The sequence below is a fragment of the Streptococcus sp. HMSC076C09 genome (genome assembly GCF_001837905.1).
Classification (GTDB): Bacteria; Bacillota; Bacilli; order Lactobacillales; family Streptococcaceae; genus Streptococcus; species Streptococcus parasanguinis_I.
Genome location: NZ_KV834627.1, coordinates 1,660 through 19,010, shown reverse-complemented (window position 1 = coordinate 19,010; position 17,351 = coordinate 1,660). Strand labels below are relative to the sequence as shown.

The 17,351-nt window shown below is 44.7% G+C and carries 17 protein-coding genes; 15 read left to right on the top strand and 2 right to left on the bottom strand.

The features are described from left to right. Positions 1-45: 45 nt before the first annotated feature. From HMPREF2704_RS02730 to HMPREF2704_RS02665, 14 genes are all read left to right on the top strand, one after another. Positions 46-495 (top strand): NanQ anomerase/TabA/YiaL family protein, encoded by a 450-nt coding sequence (locus HMPREF2704_RS02730; RefSeq protein ID WP_049483957.1) that lies wholly within the window; start codon positions 46-48, stop codon positions 493-495. A gap of 209 nt (positions 496-704) precedes the next feature. Further along, a complete protein-coding gene (locus tag HMPREF2704_RS02725) occupies positions 705-1,541 on the top strand; it encodes a MurR/RpiR family transcriptional regulator (protein WP_070845581.1) in 837 nt (278 codons plus the stop codon). Next, positions 1,538-2,434, top strand: coding sequence for an ROK family protein (locus tag HMPREF2704_RS02720; protein ID WP_061591040.1), 897 nt, complete (start codon positions 1,538-1,540; stop codon positions 2,432-2,434). Before HMPREF2704_RS02725 ends, HMPREF2704_RS02720 begins: the two co-directional genes overlap by 4 nt. 123 nt (positions 2,435-2,557) lie before the next feature. After that, positions 2,558-2,881 (top strand): hypothetical protein, encoded by a 324-nt coding sequence (locus HMPREF2704_RS02715; protein WP_070845579.1) that lies wholly within the window; start codon positions 2,558-2,560, stop codon positions 2,879-2,881. Continuing rightward, the gene (locus HMPREF2704_RS02710; protein ID WP_070845576.1) at positions 2,871-4,832 is read left to right on the top strand and encodes a V-type ATP synthase subunit I; all 1,962 of its coding nucleotides are present in this window, start codon (positions 2,871-2,873) and stop codon (positions 4,830-4,832) included. The genes HMPREF2704_RS02715 and HMPREF2704_RS02710 overlap by 11 nt, the downstream gene beginning before the upstream one ends. Positions 4,833-4,862: 30 nt before the next feature. After that, a complete protein-coding gene (locus HMPREF2704_RS02705) occupies positions 4,863-5,342 on the top strand; it encodes a V-type ATP synthase subunit K (RefSeq protein ID WP_003009435.1) in 480 nt (159 codons plus the stop codon). Between the two features lie 69 nt (positions 5,343-5,411). Next, positions 5,412-6,002: a V-type ATP synthase subunit E family protein gene (locus HMPREF2704_RS02700; RefSeq protein WP_070675926.1), complete on the top strand. Its 591-nt coding sequence runs from the start codon at positions 5,412-5,414 to the stop codon at positions 6,000-6,002. Positions 6,003-6,011: 9 nt separating this feature from the next. After that, complete coding sequence (locus HMPREF2704_RS02695; RefSeq protein WP_070845574.1) at positions 6,012-7,031, top strand: V-type ATPase subunit; 1,020 nt, start codon at positions 6,012-6,014, stop codon at positions 7,029-7,031. Next, positions 7,012-7,332: a V-type ATP synthase subunit F gene (locus HMPREF2704_RS02690; protein WP_003009443.1), complete on the top strand. Its 321-nt coding sequence runs from the start codon at positions 7,012-7,014 to the stop codon at positions 7,330-7,332. Before HMPREF2704_RS02695 ends, HMPREF2704_RS02690 begins: the two co-directional genes overlap by 20 nt. Then, positions 7,329-8,033 carry a GNAT family N-acetyltransferase gene (locus HMPREF2704_RS02685; protein WP_049485581.1) on the top strand — a complete coding sequence of 235 codons (705 nt, stop codon included), beginning with the start codon at positions 7,329-7,331 and terminating at the stop codon, positions 8,031-8,033. The genes HMPREF2704_RS02690 and HMPREF2704_RS02685 overlap by 4 nt, the downstream gene beginning before the upstream one ends. Before the next feature lie 33 nt (positions 8,034-8,066). Next, positions 8,067-9,857, top strand: coding sequence for a V-type ATP synthase subunit A (locus HMPREF2704_RS02680; protein WP_041826169.1), 1,791 nt, complete (start codon positions 8,067-8,069; stop codon positions 9,855-9,857). Beyond that, a complete protein-coding gene (locus HMPREF2704_RS02675; protein ID WP_003002370.1) occupies positions 9,844-11,229 on the top strand; it encodes a V-type ATP synthase subunit B in 1,386 nt (461 codons plus the stop codon). The genes HMPREF2704_RS02680 and HMPREF2704_RS02675 overlap by 14 nt, the downstream gene beginning before the upstream one ends. 3 nt (positions 11,230-11,232) lie before the next feature. Then, positions 11,233-11,856, top strand: coding sequence for a V-type ATP synthase subunit D (locus HMPREF2704_RS02670; RefSeq protein ID WP_070464610.1), 624 nt, complete (start codon positions 11,233-11,235; stop codon positions 11,854-11,856). 519 nt (positions 11,857-12,375) lie between these two features. Then, positions 12,376-13,509 (top strand): M23 family metallopeptidase, encoded by a 1,134-nt coding sequence (locus HMPREF2704_RS02665; protein WP_070464612.1) that lies wholly within the window; start codon positions 12,376-12,378, stop codon positions 13,507-13,509. Positions 13,510-13,595: 86 nt separating this feature from the next. Here the strand turns inward: HMPREF2704_RS02665 and HMPREF2704_RS02660 are convergent, their stop codons facing one another. Continuing rightward, on the bottom strand, positions 13,596-14,765 hold the full coding sequence (locus tag HMPREF2704_RS02660; RefSeq protein WP_070464614.1) for a CynX/NimT family MFS transporter: 1,170 nt from the start codon (positions 14,763-14,765) through the stop codon (positions 13,596-13,598). A 418-nt stretch (positions 14,766-15,183) separates the two neighbouring features. Further along, on the bottom strand, positions 15,184-16,101 hold the full coding sequence (locus tag HMPREF2704_RS02655; RefSeq protein WP_003015436.1) for a helix-turn-helix domain-containing protein: 918 nt from the start codon (positions 16,099-16,101) through the stop codon (positions 15,184-15,186). A 211-nt stretch (positions 16,102-16,312) separates the two neighbouring features. Between HMPREF2704_RS02655 and HMPREF2704_RS02650 the strand changes: the two genes are divergently transcribed. Further along, on the top strand, positions 16,313-16,915 hold the full coding sequence (locus HMPREF2704_RS02650; protein ID WP_049486045.1) for a hypothetical protein: 603 nt from the start codon (positions 16,313-16,315) through the stop codon (positions 16,913-16,915). The last annotated feature ends 436 nt before the right edge of the window (positions 16,916-17,351 follow it).

Below are 17,351 nucleotides of genomic sequence, written 5' to 3'. Positions count from 1 at the left end.
TGCTATTTTTAAGAAGCCCAGGTTGAATTCGAAAGGAGTTCCAGTATGGAATTAGTACAATATAAAGATGCAGTGATTGCACGGGACATTCAACACCCTGCACTCAAGAAAGTTGTAGATTATTTAAAAACACATGATGTCAGTCAAGATGAAAAGGGGACACATTCAGTCTCTGATGATTTCTTTTACAATGTGATTGAAATGGAAACAACGGATGAAGAACATCGTGTATGGGAAAGTCACCGAGACTACTATGACGTTCATGTTCTATTCGAAGGAAAAGAACGAATCTCATATAATTTTCTGTCCAATATGAACTTGGAAGATTATGTGAAAGAAGAGGATTGGCAACAAATGTCTGGCCATTCGATGTTTGATATTCATTTTACACCAGGTGCCATTTTATTATTAGATCCAAATGATGCGCATAAGACAGGTTTGAAAGTCGATCAGGCTCAAGATATTCGCAAGATAGTATTTAAAGTGCGGTTATAGCGCGCATTATTCATTCTTTTCATTCCGAGCGGGAGAATAGAACAATTTTTGAGAGAAGGATCTTGTTATCTAGTCACTGATTTCTCTCATTGAGTGGATCGAAAGGTCCTATAAGATGATGGATGTTCTCATGAATTGTTAATGGAGGTTGGAGACTATTCCCAGCCTCTTTCCCCGTTTTTAGAAGATGTTGTCAGAGTGGAGGAGAAATGGTTACATTAGAAAAAAGTATACAACCTGTCATTGAGTCAGTCTATGAAAGCTTAACAGATTTAGAAAAGAAAATAGCTGACTATTTTTTATCTGATCATGTCATGCAAGATGATTTATCTGCAAAATCAGTGGCTAAACGATTGTATGTTTCCCTCTCTTCTTTGACAAGATTTGCTAAGAAGTGTGGGTTCACAGGATATCGTCAATTTGTTTATGAGTTTGAGGAGTCAAATCAGGACATTCAAAATGTTAGTCGACATATTACAAAAAGTGTCTTATCTGATTATGGAGAGTTGTTAAATAAGACTTTTTCTTTGATTGATGAAGAACAGTTATTACGTGTTAGTCGGATGTTAGACAAGGCTAAGCGGGTCTATATATACGGAATTGGAAGTTCAGGTCTTGTAGCGCGTGAGATGGAATTTCGCTTTATGAGGCTGGGAATGATTTGTAAGGCTATTACCGATGACCACATGATACGAGTCAATGAGGTCATGCTGGATGATGAGTGTCTGGTTATTGGAATTTCGTTATCCGGTGAGACAAAAGAAATTCTAGATGCTGTGTATCAAGCAAAGCAAAAAGGTTCTAGGACTGTTCTAATAACATCGAAAATAAGTGCGTTTTTAAAAGGGCGGTGTGATGAACTGGTGTCTGTGGCAGTAAAGGAAAGTTTGCCCCAAGGTACGCTCATATCACCACAATTCCCAGTCTTAGTTGTAGTCGATATTTTTTATGCCTATTATGTTGACTTGGATAGAGAGAGAAGGAATCATATATTCACTGATACACTTTCGGCCCTCAATTTACATAAAACGGAGGATGAACAATGAATATTTTAGGGATCGACATTGGAGGTACATCTATTAAGTCGGATGTATATAATGAAGATGGCAATGCTTTGGGACATTTTTCAGAACAGAGAACCAATATATGCCATGAGAACCAAACAAATGGTATACTGGATCAAATTTGTGACCTCATTGCTGGCTATCAATCTATTATTGATTTAGATGGAGTTGCTATTTCGACAGCAGGTGTTGTCGACAGCCAATTAGGGAAAATCGTATATGCAGGTTACACCATTCCTTCTTACAGTGGGACTGATTTTTCCAGCGAGATTCAGAAACGATTTTCCATCCCCGTTACAGTAGAAAATGATGTCAATTGTGCCTTGTTAGGAGAAATATGGAAAGGTGCAGCCAGAAATAGCCATTCTACTGTTATGATTACGGTTGGTACCGGTATTGGTGGTGGTATTTTCACCAATGAACAAATCTTATCCGGGCATAATTTTACAGCAGGTGAAATCGGATATTTACCGATTGGGAATACAGATTGGCAATCCTTAGCGTCTGCGTCAGCACTCGTTCAGATGTATGAGGAAGCATCTGGCTTACACCATCAAACCGGTAAAACTTTTTTTGAGGCGGTGGATAAGAGTGAACCAGTTGCTTTGAAGGTCTTGAAAACATATGTTAATCATCTAGCGCAAGGGTTAGTAACCATTTCTTATGTCTTAAATCCAGAAAAGATAATTTTAGGAGGTGGCATTTTTGCGCGATCTGATGTTTTGTTGCCACTATTGAAAAATGTATTGCAACATGCTATTCAGGATCAACGATTTTTACCAAGAGAAATTGTAACGGCTACATTAGGAAATGAAGCGGGAAGATTGGGAGCAGTAGCCAAATTTTTAATGGATCAGGGGAAGAACTTGTCTTAAAAAACGGTCGTTTTAGGAGTGATCGATCCCTAAATCCCCGAACAAAACTATGTAAAATATGGTATAATTTAAGATAATTGTACTGTTGTTGGAAGAACAATAGTTGAATAAGGAGGTGTGACGATGTCGAATGCAACACTCGAGATGATGCAAGAGATCGAGCAAGCTGCTCAAGGCGTGATCGTAGGCTATGAAGCTCAAGTCGAGCAAATCCGAACGGATTCACGCGATCGCCTTGCAACAGTAGCACAGCATTACGATGAGGAAACCAAGCAATTGGTTACAGAGGCAGAAAAAAACGCCCAAGAAAAACTCGTCCGTTTAACGAAAGATCTGGAAGAAACGGTTGCGCGCAATGATGCCAAGGTACAAGAGGCGATGACCGACAAGCGAGCTGGGTTAGTTGAAGCCATTGTAGAAAAGGTGGTAGCAAGCTATGGCCGTTAGTCAGATGCAAAAACTGTCCCTCATCTTACCCAAAGATGACTTGGACAGTCTCCTACTAGCGCTACAGTCTGAGGCAAAAATCCAGATTTATGACCTCAGTGAGCATGAAGAATGGCAGGCTGCCTTTGAGGCAAATACCTTGTCTCAACCCTTAACAGAGGACAATCGTCAAGCCTTGGTAGAGCTGCAAAAACGTCAAGAACAAGTCGAAAAAATGATTCAGACTCTGGAGCCTTATATGCCTGAGAAAAAGGCCCTGCAAGCTCTGAAGGAAGAACCCTTAAGCTTGTCTTTTGATGACTTGCAGGCCCACGGGATGATTCGAGATGAGGATCTTCTATTGACCAAGTTGAAACGCCAATTGCGCGTGTTAGACAAGGCTCGTCAGAAGATTGCGGATGCAAAGGCAGAGATAGAGCGCTTAGAAAAATGGCGACCGTTAGAGGTGACGCCAGCCGCCCTCGCTACTTTTCACTATGTGCATGGCTTGATCGGGACGATTCCAAATAGCGATACAGACGCTGTTCGTTCTTCCTTAAAAGCTCATCCAGAGCTGGAGTTAGAAGAAGTCTTTACGTCTGAAACCGAACACGGTTATGTCATCTTGTATCGATCGGGAGATCGTGTAGCTGTTCAGGAGCTTCTAGAAGATCATGGGTTCAAAGAATTGGACTATGAAGAAGAGCAGGTCCCGGCCGTCTACTTGGATCGCCTAGAAGGGGAAATCAAAGAGCAAGAAGCTGTAGTTGCAGCAACCCTAGCCGAGTTGCAAAACTCCCAGAAGGAGTTGGACCAGCTCAAGTACCAGATGGATTACTTGCTGAGTTTGGGAGCTCGTGAGGAAGCTAAGTCGCTTCTTGCTAGTACGCAAAGCTTGGTAGCCCTAGAGGGTTGGATTGAAACCTCCCAAGTGGCCTCATTGCGAGACTTCTTGCAAGAAGGTTTTGGTTCTCGAGTCTTACTAGAGACACGCGATGTGACGGAAAAAGATTGGGATGACGTTCCGATCCAGTTGCGAAATAATGCCTTGGTAGAACCTTTTGAATTAGTCACAGAGATGTACGCCCTGCCTAAGTATTACGAGAAAGATCCGACACCGATCGTTTCTCTCTTCTACTTTGTTTTCTTTGGCATGATGGTCGCAGATATCGGTTATGGACTGTTGCTAACGGTAGCGACAGGCTTTGCCCTTAAAGCCTTTAAGCTCAAGCCTGGGACAGCCAAGAACCTTCGTTTCTTCAGCCTCCTTGGAATTTCAGTTGCCCTTTGGGGTGTGGTCTATGGCTCTTTCTTTGGATTTGAGATGCCTTTTGCCCTGATCAGTACGACCAGCAACGCCATGACCATCCTGATCCTCTCAGTGGTCTTTGGTTTTATCACCGTCTTAGTGGGCCTCTTCCTAGGAGGAATGAAAAATGTTCGCCTCAAAGACTACACGGAAGCCTATAATGCTGGCTTTGCTTGGGTCTTGATCCTACTTGGTTTAATGCTTCTAGCAGTAGGCAATATCTTGCCAGGGATGAGCCTTCTAGTTCCGATTGGTAAGTGGCTGGCTATTTTGAACGCCATTGGGATCTTGATTGTTTCCATTGTCAGTGCCAAGAAGCTATCCGGTTTAGCGTCTGGTCTCTTTAACCTCTACAATGTCAGTGGCTATGTCGGAGACTTGGTCAGCTTCACCCGTTTGATGGCCTTGGGCTTGTCTGGAGCGAGTATCGGTTCGGCCTTCAACCTCATTGTCAATCTCTTTCCACCGCTTGGACGGTTTACGGTAGGGCTTCTGCTCTTTATCGTCCTACATGCCATTAATATGTTCCTGTCCTTCTTGTCAGGATATGTGCATGGAGCCCGTTTGATCTTTGTGGAGTTCTTCGGTAAGTTCTACGAAGGAGGAGGCAAGCCATTTCGTCCTCTCAAACCTTCTGAACGCTATATTAAAACAAAAAAATAAGTATTATCTTTAATAAATAGGAGTATATTCATGGAATCTTTAGCATCATATTTTTCAGCCCATGGGGGCGCCTTCTTTGCAGCATTTGGTGTGGCGATCGCCGTTGCACTTAGTGGAATGGGATCTGCCCTTGGGGTTGGTAAAACGGGTCAAGCAGCAGCAGCGCTCTTGAAAGAACAACCTGAAAAATTTGCCCAAGCCTTGATTTTGCAATTGTTGCCAGGTACACAAGGTTTGTACGGTTTCGTTATCGGGATCCTGATCTGGTTGCAAATTAAGCCAGATATGCCACTTGAAACAGGGGTTGCTTACTTCTTTACAGCTCTTCCAGTTGCGATCGTTGGTTATTTCTCAGCCAAACACCAAGGAAATGTTGCGACAGCAGGGATGCAAATCTTGGCCAAACGCCCTGAAGACATGATGAAAGGGGTTATCCTAGCGGCCATGGTTGAAACCTACGCCATCTTGGCCTTCGTTGTGTCCTTCCTATTGACCCTACGCGTCGGCTAAGAGCTAGCTTTGATGGATTCGCCTCGCGAGGCGAAAAACACAAGACGCATGCAATAGGAGAAAAACGATATGGATGAACAAACCCAATTAAAGGATTCGATCTTGGCCCAAGCCCATGAAAAAGGGCGTAAACTCTTAGAAGAGGCCAAGGAAACCATCCTAAAAGAAGAGACTGCACAAGAAGAGCGTTTGATCCAAGACAAACTTAATCAACGCTCCGAGCAGCTCAAGCGGATTCAACGTCAATTGCAACGTGAAACCCAACAAATCGAAAATAAAAAACGCCAATCCACCCTTGTCACCAAGCAACGAGTCTTAAAGGATCTCTTTGCAGATGCTTATGAAGCGATGGTGGCTTGGCCCCTTGAAAAGGAAATGCAGTTTGTAGATGCGGTCTTAGAGCGCTATCAGGGACAAGTTGTGACCCTGACCTTTGGGGCGGTGAGCGCTGCTAAATTTGATTCAGCAGCTCTTGAGAGATTGAAGCAGACGCATCAGAATGTGACAGTTGCAGATGCAACGATCCCAGCTCAAGCAGGCTTTGTCCTGTCGGTTGGGAAGATTGATGACAACTATCTCTACTTTGATTTGGTGGATTCCATTTGGGAGCAAGAAAGCTACCAGATGGCAGCCAGCATTTTCACAGATGAAGAGAACTAGGAGGTTGCAATGAGCGAACGGACCTATTCTCAAGTCAATACAGGAATCAGCGTACGTGAGGCTAGTTTTGTCAGTCCCAGTCAGTTTGAGCAGTTGCTTGCAAGTCCCTCAAGCGAGAGCCGAGAAGGCTTGCTACAAGGAACACCTTATGCTTTAGACAGCCACGAGATCAAGGATTTATCAGTCCTTGAAGCCCGTCTGATGGCAGCCTTGTTGGCAGAATACCAATGGGCTTTTGAGGTAAGCCCTCAGTCAGACCTGGTTAGCCTGTTTACCTTGAAATACACCTATCATAATCTCAAGGTTTATCTAAAACACAAGGCGACAGAGCGCAAGTTGGGGCACTTATTGATCCCTATCGGTCCTTATTCTCTCGATGTGCTCGAGCATTTGGTGGCGACTTTTTCTGCGGAGCATTGCCCAGCCTTTATGGCGGAAGAAGTGGCTGCAACCTGGCAAGAATTCCAAGACTATCAGGACTTGCGGGTTCTCGAAATCGGGATGGATTTAGCTTATTTTAAACATCTGAGATACTTAGGGGACAGCCTAGATCATCCGATTCTGAAGCAGTTGGTGAACGTGACCATTGACTTTTACAATGCGATTACAGTTAAGCGGGCCTTGGATCAGCAAAAACCGCATAGCTTTATGCACCAATTACTTTCAGATGAAGGGAGCCTCAGTGCCCATCAGGTGATCGACCTGCTAGAATCCGGTCAGTGGTTGACCTGGTTTTATCAAGTCAATCCGCTGGACTACGATCTCGCCTTAGAGACTTATGAAGAAAAGATGCGCACCGGTCAACTAAAGACCGTAGAGTTGGAGTATTTAGAGAGTTTGGTGAAATTCAGTCTTCTAGACGCTGGCCGTTTTGAAGTCGATGGACCACTCCCTCTTGTTCGTTATCTTTACGGAAAAGAGTTAGAGGTGACCAACCTTCGTTTGGTCCTCTCTGGTTTGGACAATGGTTTTCCGCTAGCAGACATCAAAGAAAGGATGAGACCGATTTATGGACAAACAGACCTATAAGATCGCCGTTGTGGGCAATCGAGACGCCATCCTTCCTTTTCGCCTGATTGGTTTTCAAACCTATCCGGTCACAGAGCCGCAAGAAGCGATCAATACCTTGCGAAAACTCAGTCGGGAAAACTTCGGGATTATCTACCTGACAGAGGATATTGCTCAGGCCATTCCAGATACAGTGGCTTTTTACGACCAGCAGCTGACACCGGCTCTGATCCTTATCCCGACCCATAGAGGAACTACGGGACTGGGCCAACAGCGGATTCGTGATAATGTCGAAAAAGCAGTAGGACAGGATATTTTATGAGAACAAATGAATTTGGCCAAGCGATTGGCGATGCACTGCCGGATTTTACACCCGGGCGTCTGCCAGCTATTGAGCGGATCGAAGGTCGCTATACCGTGATCGAGCGCCTCTCAAAAGAAAAACATGGAGCAGATCTTTATCAGGTCTACGGGCCGGACTCTCCAGCAGCTATGTGGACCTTTCTGTTCAAAGGCCCTGCCCGCAATGAAGAGGAGTGGGACCACTTATTAGATGATCTCATGACAGCCCAAGGTCGCTTTTACTATGCGATTGTAGACAAAGATTCAGGCAAGGCTTTGGGGACTTTCTCTCTCATGCGGATCGATCAAGCCAATCGGGTGATCGAAGTCGGAGCAGTGACCTACTCACCAGCGCTCCAAAAGACACGCATGGCTACAGAAGCCCAGTATCTCTTAGCGCGCTACGTGTTTGAAGATTTAGGATACCGCCGCTATGAGTGGAAATGCGATGCCTTAAACCAAGCATCTCGCAAAGCAGCTGAGCGCTTAGGGTTCACCTATGAAGGCTGTTTCCGTCAGGCTGTTGTTTATAAAGGTCGTACCCGTGATACAGACTGGTTGTCTATCATTGACCAAGAATGGCCAGAAATCAAACAGCGACTAGAAGCTTGGTTGGATCCAAGCAATTTCGATGCCAATGGCCAACAAAAGCAATCTCTAAGAGAGATAGCACAAAAGTAAAACAAAGAAACAAAGGATTCCCAGGAGGAATACATGACTCAAGGAAAAATTATCAAAGTTTCCGGTCCCTTGGTGGTTGCATCAGGGATGCAGGAGGCCAATATCCAAGACATTTGCCGGGTCGGCGATCTTGGTTTGATTGGCGAAATTATTGAGATGCGGCGGGATGAAGCCTCTATCCAAGTATATGAAGAAACGTCTGGAGTCGGTCCAGGAGAACCAGTGGTCACAACCGGAGCTCCCCTTTCTGTTGAATTGGGACCAGGTTTGATCTCTCAGATGTTTGACGGGATCCAACGCCCCTTGGAACGCTTCCAAGAAGTGACTGCCAGTGACTTTTTGGTTCGTGGGGTGCAAGTTCCAAATCTAGATCGGGACACCAAATGGGCCTTCGAACCAAGTGTGACTGAAGGGACAGAAGTGGTCGCTGGAGACATCGTCGGTACCGTTCAAGAGACCAATATGGTGGAACACCGCATCATGGTACCCTTTGGTGTCAGTGGACGTGTGACCAAGATCGCAGCAGGTTCTTACACAGTAGAAGAGCCGGTTTATGAGATCGAGCAGGCAGATGGCAGTCTCTTTACTGGTACTTTGATGCAAAAATGGCCCGTTCGTCGAGGACGTCCCTTTGCACAAAAACTGATTCCAGTAGAGCCTTTGGTTACCGGTCAACGGGTCATCGATACTTTCTTCCCTGTGACTAAAGGTGGAGCTGCAGCTGTTCCGGGTCCTTTCGGAGCTGGAAAAACAGTTGTGCAACACCAGGTGGCCAAGTTTGCCAATGTAGACATCGTAATTTACGTTGGTTGTGGGGAACGTGGAAATGAAATGACGGACGTTCTGAATGAATTTCCAGAATTGATCGATCCAACGACTGGTCAATCCATCATGCAACGGACTGTTCTGATCGCGAACACTTCGAACATGCCAGTAGCGGCGCGTGAAGCTTCCATCTACACAGGGATTACTATTGCCGAATACTTCCGTGATATGGGCTATTCCGTTGCCATCATGGCTGATTCGACTTCGCGTTGGGCAGAAGCTCTCCGTGAAATGTCTGGTCGTCTAGAAGAAATGCCAGGGGATGAAGGCTACCCAGCCTATCTTGGTAGCCGGATCGCCGAATACTACGAGCGTGCAGGTCGGGTCAAGACACTTGGAACCACTGCGCGCGAAGGTTCAATTACCGCTATCGGTGCCGTTTCCCCTCCAGGTGGAGACATTTCAGAGCCGGTAACGCAAAATACCTTGCGAATTGTTAAGGTCTTCTGGGGCTTAGATGCTCAATTGGCCCAACGCCGCCACTTCCCAGCCATCAACTGGTTGAGTTCTTATTCGCTTTACCAAGATGAAGTTGGTCGCTATATCGATTTACATGAACAAATCAGCTGGTCTGAAAAAGTGACCCGCGCTATGAATTTGCTTCAAAAGGAAAGTGAATTGCAAGAAATCGTGCGCTTGGTTGGTCTAGATTCCTTGTCTGAAAAAGACCGCTTGACCATGAATGCGGCCAAGATGATCCGTGAAGACTACCTGCAACAAAATGCCTTTGATGAGGTCGATACCTATACCTCTTTCAGCAAGCAGGTGGCCTTGTTGACCAACATTTTGACCTTTGATCAAGAAAGTCAAAAAGCACTAGAATTGGGAGCTTACTTCACAGAAATCATGGAAGGAACCGTAGCTCTTCGAGACCGTATTGCCCGGAGCAAGTTCATCCATGAGGATCAGTTGGCAACCATTCAAGCCCTGAAAGAAGAAATCGTAGAAACCCTACACCAAATCGTCGCAAAAGGAGGAGTAGACAATGAGCGTGATTAAAGAATACCGTACTGTCAGCGAAGTTGTTGGCCCCTTGATGATTGTCGATCAGGTCGAAGGGGTTCACTACAATGAACTAGTAGAAATCAAGCTTCATGATGGAACGACCCGTCAGGGACAAGTCCTCGAAGTCCAAGAAGATAAGGCCATGGTCCAGCTCTTTGAAGGATCTAGCGGGATCAATTTGGAAAAAGCCAAAGTCCGCTTTACCGGACGTCCCCTAGAACTTCCTGTGTCTGAAGACATGGTCGGACGCATCTTTAACGGGATGGGCAAACCCATCGATGGTGGTCCGGAGATTATCCCAGAGAAGTACTTGGACATTGATGGACAAGCCATCAACCCTGTTTCGCGGGACTATCCGGATGAATTTATCCAGACAGGGATCTCAGCCATTGACCATTTGAATACCTTGGTTCGGGGCCAAAAACTCCCAGTATTCTCAGGTTCTGGTCTTCCTCACAAGGAGTTGGCGGCTCAGATTGCTCGTCAAGCGACGGTTCTTAATTCTGAAGAAAACTTCGCCGTGGTCTTTGCGGCTATGGGAATCACCTTTGAAGAAGCCGAGTTCTTTATGAACGACCTTCGGGAGACAGGTGCGATTGACCGCTCGGTCCTCTTTATCAACTTAGCTAATGACCCCGCTATCGAGCGGATTGCCACTCCTCGGATCGCCTTGACAGCTGCCGAATATTTGGCCTATGAAAAAGACATGCACGTCTTGGTTATTATGACCGATATGACCAACTACTGTGAAGCCCTTCGGGAAGTATCCGCTGCCCGCCGGGAAGTTCCAGGTCGTCGGGGTTATCCAGGTTATCTCTATACCAACCTCTCAACCCTCTACGAACGTGCAGGACGCTTGGTTGGAAAGAAAGGATCTGTGACCCAAATTCCGATCCTCTCTATGCCAGAAGATGACATCACCCACCCCATCCCTGACTTGACAGGCTACATCACCGAAGGTCAGATTATTCTGTCCCGCGATCTCTACAATAGTGGTTACCGCCCACCGATCAATGTTCTTCCATCCCTTTCTCGTTTGAAGGACAAGGGTTCTGGTGAAGGCAAGACTCGGGAAGACCATGCGGCGACCATGAACCAGCTCTTTGCGGCCTACGCCCAAGGAAAACAAGCCAAAGAACTGGCTGTAGTGCTTGGGGAATCTGCCTTGTCAGATACCGACAAGCTCTATGTTAAATTTACAGACCGCTTTGAGCAAGAATACATCAACCAAGGTTTCACTACCAATCGGACGATTGAGGAAAGTTTGGATCTCGGTTGGGAACTCTTATCCATCCTTCCACGAACAGAGCTTAAACGGATCAAGGATGAGATGATTGACAAGTATCTGCCAAACAAAGAGGATTAGCCTATGGCACGATTAAATGTAAAACCAACTCGGATGGAGCTCAATATTCTCAAAGAGCGCCTCAAGACAGCAACCCGGGGGCACAAGTTGCTCAAGGATAAGCGGGATGAACTCATGCGTCGCTTTATTGAAGCTGTGCGAGAGAATAATCGTCTGCGCCAAAAGGTGGAGGCAGCGCTGGTGGGCAATATGCAAGATTTCGTGATGGCCAAGTCCTTGGAGAGTGACCTCATGGTAGAAGAAATCTTTGCCGTTCCCACTCAAGAAGTGATGCTACACATCGAGGAAGAAAATGTCATGAGTGTGCGCGTGCCCAAGCTCCATGCCCGTATCGATAATCCATACGGAGATGATGAAGGGGACGTGGTTTATAGCTACCTCGCCTCCAACAGTCAAATGGATAGCACGATCCAAGAAATGGGGGATCTACTCCCTGATTTGCTCAAGTTAGCGGAAATCGAAAAAAGCTGCCAACTCATGGCAGATGAAATCGAGAAAACCCGCCGTCGAGTGAACGGACTCGAGTATGCGACCATCCCAGACCTCAAAGAGACTATCTATTATATCGAAATGAAACTCGAAGAAGCCGAACGCGCCAACCTCGTCAGAATCATGAAGGTAAAATAAGATACATCAAGATACAAAGCCCGTAAAAAGCAAAGTGAAAATAGGGAGCAGGACAGAAGCACTGTTGTATAGAATGCTTCGTTGTCCTGCCCCCACAAGGCTGATTAGGATTTTTCCGAGCTCTCAAAGCGAGAGAAAAATCCAATCAGCTACTGTGTCTTTGAAGTTAGTACTATTACAGTTTGCGTTTATCACACAGCATTTAGGGCGTGTTCAGTTATAAGATACAAAGCCGTAAAAAGCTATGTTCAATTACTTAAAAAATACAAGAACCTCATCGAGGAACCGCTCCTTGATGAGGCTTTTTTTGCGCCCTCGAACTCTTCTTCCAGGACCCTAATTTTATGTTACTAGTTTGTAACAATGTGACAAGAAAGACGAAATGTTACAAGAAAAATACAGTTTTGTTAAATAGCCAAAAAGGCCTTTTATTATTTTTAAATTGTGATAAGATAGTATGGTAGTTAATTTGTCCAAGAAAATCTTGAGCAAAAAAACAAAGAAAAAAGAGGATAAAAGATGAAATTAAAAGTTAATACGAAAGCCTTGATCGCTTCAACAGTAGCTCTTGCAGTGATTCCATTTACAAAAGCCACTGCAGAAACACTTGAAGATTGGGTAGCTCGCTCAGTAGATGAAATCAAACATGATATCCAACAAAGCGGTGAAAACCAACAAACTTATACCATCAAATATGGTGATACATTGAGTTCGATCGCAGAAGCGCTTGGAATCGATGTTCATGTGTTGGCAAACTTAAACAACATCAGCAACATGGATTTGATCTACCCAGGTACTGTATTGAAAACAACAGTAAATGATCAAAAAGAAGTAACTTCAGTTGAAATCCAAACTCCTCAAGCAGGTGCGACAGATGCAACCGTTGCAAGTGCTGACTTGACAACAAACCAAGTGACAGTTGATGACCAAACAGTCGCTGTCAACGATTTGTCTAAACCAGTAAACGAAGATAACAAAGCGGTTCCAGTTGCTCCAGCAGCGGAAACTCAAGAAGCACCAGCGGAAGCTCCAGTAGTTGAAGTACCAGCAGCAGAAACACCAGCACAACCAGCTGTCCCAGAAACACCAAACTACGGTGCTCCAGCTGTAAATGTTGAAGTTCAAAATCAAGAAGCAGCCCCAGCTGCTGCCCCTCAATCTGCTCCAGCCGCAGAAGCAGCTCCTGCTGAAACACCAGCACCAGCAGAGGAAGCTCCGGCAGCACAACCTGCAGCAGTAGAAACTACAGCTGCCCCTGAAGTGCAACCAGTAGCATCAACTCCAGCAAGTGGAAATACGATTCCAACTGATCCACACCTTCAACCACAAGCAGAAGCTTTCCGTCAAGAAATCGCAGCGAAATTCGGTATCACAAACATCGGTGGTTACCGTGAAGGGGATCCAGAAGACCATGGTAAAGGGCTTGCAGTAGACGTGATGGTTCCAACAAATTCAGAGCTTGGAGATCAAGTTGCACAGTATGCAATTGATAACATGGACCGTGCAGGTATCTCATATATTATTTGGAAACAACAATTCTACATGCCAGTAAATAACATTTACGGACCAGCTAATACATGGAACCAAATGCCAGACCGTGGTGGAGATACAGCAAACCACAACGACCACGTACATATCTCATTTAACGGATAATAAAACATTGAACTAGGCCTAGAGCCTAGTTCTTTTTTTGTGCACACAAAAAAAGCCGGAAGACGAATCTTCCAGCCGGTCAATGGTTAAAAAATATGATCGACTTTTTCCACCTGATAAAGGGCAATCGCCATGATAATGGTTAAGACCAGTAGCATGAGGATAGCTGGTGTCCAAGAGTGGAAGAGAGATTTGCTGTAGCCGAAGAGGATGGGACCAAAAGCAGCAAAGACGTAGCCTCCTGTTTGGGCAAGACCAGAAAGTTGAGCTGTCTTTTCAGGTGTACTGGATTTCATGGAGAAAGCGACCATGAGGTAAGGAAAGAGCGAACTAACGGAACTTCCTATCAGGGCATTGATGACGAGCCAGTAGAAGAAGTTGCTGGTTGGGATTAAGAGCATGGCTACCCCTAAAATTCCTGCTCCGACAACAATGGTAAGCATCAAGCGTCGATTGCGATCGGATAATCGTGTCGTTAAACTTGGGATCGTCAAGGAGAATGGGAGACTGATCAAGGTGAACACGGAGGCAAGTAGTCCAGATTCAACCTTTGAAAGGCCAGCTTGAACAGCCATGGTCGGAAGCCAAGTCATACTTGTATAGAAAAGTAGTGACTGCAAGCCTCCAAAAATCATGATAGCCCAGACATATTTATTGGTATACCATTTGTTACTAGCTTCAGTAGTAGCAGCCTTTTTGAGCCGGTGGTTGTAGCGAAGGTTAGGAATCCAGATGACCAAAGCAAGAGCGCACAAGGCAGTCAAAAGAGTCACTAGACCTTGCCAAGAAGTGGCTTTGGTAATAGGAACCGCTACAGAAGAGGCGATCGCTGTGGACATCCCCATAGAAGTGATATACAAGGTGGTCAGAATGCCTAGTTGGCGGGGTCTGTTCGCCTGAATCAGGCTTGGAAGCAGCACATTGAGGAAGGCGATGCCAGCTCCAATCAAGATGGTTCCCAGATAGAGGAAGGGGAGGTTGATAATCCGAATGGCAGATCCGATCGTAATCGCGATCAAAACTAGGAAAAAGAGGCGCTCAATCCCCAACTTTTTAGCAAATTGAATCGCAAAAGGTGAGAAAATGGCAAACGTGAGAAGTGGTAAGCTAGTCAATAGTCCCAGAGAGCTCACATCTACCCCCAAACCAGCAGCGATGTCAGACAAGACCGTCGGAAGCGTAGTAAATGGTGTTCGTAAAACAATCCCAAGCATAATGATGCCCGGGATGAATAGCGTAGAATGTGTTTTTTTCATAAATCCTCCTCAGACAAAAATTCTCTTCATTATAACATAGATCGAGCATAAATTGGAGTATTAGTACAAATGAAGGAGAAGGGACGTAGTTCTCACTATCGTTCGAACTGCGTCAATGTACCTAAGCTCACTAACGTTTGCTAAAGGAATAAGGATCGTAGTTCTCACTGTCGTTCGAACTGCGTCAACGTACCTAAGTTCGTCTACGCCCCTATTGGACTTGACTCACTAAGGTACGTAGAAAAAGCCACCGGTTTTGGTGGCTCTTATAGGGAGATTATTATGAAAAAGTTTAGGATTTTCTATCAAACAAAGTTAGGAGGTCTTTATTTGATGGTTTTATTATAAGGCGGTTTGCTTAAAGAAAACTTAAGAAAAGGCGCTGATCGAAAGAATCGGTCTAAAGTCTGAGATATCTTTATTCGCTGAAGAAATCAATGCCGGTTTTGTTGAGTTCATTGACTCGCAACATGAATTTTGTTTTGATTTGAACAAGCGGGCTTCCAAAATTTTCGAGGGCAATCAAACCTTCCAAGGCTTTTAGGACCTGCTTGGCACGGTAAACCCCTTCCTTGTCATTTAAGCCAAGGAGGGCATAGACCTGCATAAATTCTAACTGCATGGAAATACTGGTGTTTAAAATCGGTTTGCGCTTGCGAAGCTGGTTAATCGATTGAAGAAAATTCAGAGCTTCTAAGTAGAGTTCTTTTTTAATAAGATAGTTAGCTAGATTTAACAGTAAAGAGGCCAATGCATTGGCAGAGTAGGCAGAATAACTGCTTTCAAAAAGTTCCAAGGATTCCTTTCGAATCTTAGCGACGACTTCATAGGGCAAGACAGATAAAAGGGCAATGGTGAAGTCTTGCTCAATTTCATTTTGATAGGCAAAAGGCACTTCTTGAGCGATTCGTTGAATCGAGACAGGTGCGTCTTCCAGGTGGATTTCTTTTCCCATCGCGTTATTGACATTGATTTCAAGTGAGCGCAAATAGAGTTGCCAGAGCTCTTTGTTCTCCTCTGCAACAGGTGATTTTTCGTGCTTTAAGCGCTCAATAATGGACAGAAAATCCATGTTTTCTTGATTGATGTGTTTCATCAAAATGGGGCTGAAATTTTGAATGGTTAAGCCAGGATAATGGGACAAAAAGGTGTCCCAATCCACCCCCATAGACAGCAAGAGGCGAGAGAAGGTCTCAATGGTTACTCCTTTTTGAGAACGCTCAAATTGGCTGAGGAACTGAGGAGAGACAATGTCTGCAGCGACTTCTTTTAGAGAAAGACCGCGTGCTTCACGAATCTTACGAAATGTTGGACCAAATGGCGAAGATGAGGACATAGGGGAACTTCCTTTCAATTATCATACCATTAGTATACCTCAAAAAAGGCTGGAATTAAACTCAGAGTTTAATTTTTGACAAAAAAACTAGAAATTCTTCGATTTTTAAGAAAAATGAAACTATAGTTTACATGGCCCTTTTTTAGGGAGGGATTTTTGATAAAATAAGGTCAATTCTAGAAGATACGCTTATAACAAAAGGAGATTTACAATGACGACACAAGAAATTTTACAACTATTAGATGAAAAGCGCGTGCTAACAGCCCCTGCAGCAGTTGCTTGGGATGAAGTTCAACGGCAGCAAAACCGATTAAATAAAGCAGCGAAGAGACTCAATGGGCCAATCACGGTCACACTGGCCCTCAATCTTCTTTTTGCCTTTACGATTTTTCTCTTAGAACAAAGTCACCTGATGCACGGTTTTCTACTGATGCTCGGATTGATGGGTGGGTTGATTGCGATCAAATACTTTGTATTTGTAGCCCCAGCCAAGCAAGCTCTTGCCAATGCCCAGGCTCTTTATAACCAGGAAATCAGCCAACCAGCCTACCAACAAGGGATGCAAGGTTTCCCACAAAAATTTTACAATTACCACGACCTCTTCCGACTATATAACTTAATCGCAGAAGGCCGTGCCTCTACCTTGCCAGAAGCCTATAATCTGCTTGAAATGCAACAATTCCAAGAAACGCAAGTCAATCTGCAAGAGGAAGCCAATGCCCTACAAGCCGATATCGCACGTAGCTCAAGGGTCAGCGCCGTTGCTAATGTAGTCACTGCTTATAATACCTATCGTATCCACAAAGATATGTAATGTCAAAAAGATAAAAGATGAAAAAACCTCCCGAGAGCCTAGATCAAAAATCAGAGCTCTCGTGGAGGTTATTTTGTTGTCCTGTAAAAAGTAGTTCCGAACGGCATCTATGTACCTAAGTTCGTCTAAGCCCCTATTGGACTTGACTCACTAAAATAGTAAGGAACGTAGTTTTCGCTTCGCTCAAACTGCATCAATATCTCTAAATTCAGTTGAACTCTCTGAGTTCACCTCATTAAGCATTATAAGGACCGTAGTTCTCACTAGAGTTCGAACTGCATCAACGTACCTAAGCTCACTAACGTTTGCTAAGGGAATAAGGAACGTAGTTTTCGCTTCGCTCAAACTGCATCAATATCTCTAAATTCGGTTGAACTCTCTGAGTTCACCTCATTAAGTATTATAAGGATCGTAGTTCTCACTGTCGTTCGAACTG